1 protein-coding gene is annotated in these 1,021 nt (G+C 65.3%); it reads left to right on the top strand.

Features of this window, described 5'->3' with window-relative positions; genetic code table 11:
• Window positions 1–161: 161 nt before the first annotated feature.
• A complete protein-coding gene (locus tag AB0M35_RS29140; protein ID WP_363749419.1) occupies window positions 162–983 on the top strand; it encodes a transposase family protein in 822 nt (273 codons plus the stop codon).
• The last annotated feature ends 38 nt before the right edge of the window (window positions 984–1,021 follow it).

The raw sequence follows: 1,021 nt of genomic DNA, 5'->3' as shown, positions 1-1,021 counted from the left end.
TGAGCCATTCCGCGCAAGCGGGAGGTAGCAGAAAGTAGCCGGCCGGTATGCCCGGAAGGTGCGGGACGCGCCAGTTCTGGGTGGGGTACGTAGAAAAGACGCAGAACCTCGATACGAAGTGGTCCTTCCACAGATCAACTTCATAGAGGTCCTGCGTCGACATGAGTGTCACATACACCGCCGTGCTGCCCGTACGCGAGGAGACGGTGACCCATCTGGCCGCACTGCTGGATGCCGAGCGCGTGCGCCGGGGTACCCGCTCCGGGACGCGAGCGTTGTCCTGTCGCGAGCAGGCGATCCTCGTTCTGCGCTGGTTCTGCGACGGCACCCGCATCAAGCAACTCGCCGCCGACAATCGGGTCAGCGCGTCCACCGGTTACGACTACCTGCACGAGGCCATCGACGTGCTCGCCGCGAAAGCACCCGGCCTGCACGGCGCACTCCTCGCCGCCAAGGCCGCCGGCTATCACCACGTCAACATCGACGGCACCTTGATCGAGACCGACCGGTGCCGTACTCCCGGACCGACTCCGGGCGTGGATCTCTGGTGGTCAGCCAAGCACGACAACCACGGCGGCAACATCCAGGTCATCACCGTCGGCGACGGCTGGCCGATCTGGACTTCCGACGTGCGGCCCGGCCGCGAACACGACACCACCGCCGCACGCACCCACGCCGAAATCCTTCCTGCTCTGCGAGAGGCCGCCGCCGACCTGCGGCCTCTCGGCGACCTGGGCTACGAAGGCGAGTCCGACACCATCACCGTGGCATTCAAGAAACCGAAGAACGGCCGCCTCACCGCAACCCAGCAGCAGTTCAACACGGCCCACAACAGCCTGCGAGCCATCGGCGAACGCGGAAACTCCCTGCTCAAGACCACCTTCAAGGCGCTGCGCAACGTCAGCCTCGACCCGTGGCGCATCGGGAAGATCGTGGCGGCCGCGCTCGTCTTGCTCCACACCGAACACGCCCGCACCACCTGATCACTACAGGTAATCAAACCGTTGCGCGGAATGGCTCA

Origin of the sequence: Micromonospora sp. NPDC051196, assembly GCF_040682415.1 — a bacterium.
In the GTDB taxonomy this organism is placed as follows: domain Bacteria; phylum Actinomycetota; class Actinomycetes; order Mycobacteriales; family Micromonosporaceae; genus Micromonospora.
The sequence above is the reverse complement of the archived record's forward strand: the minus strand, read 5'-3'. Positions and strand labels throughout refer to the sequence as shown.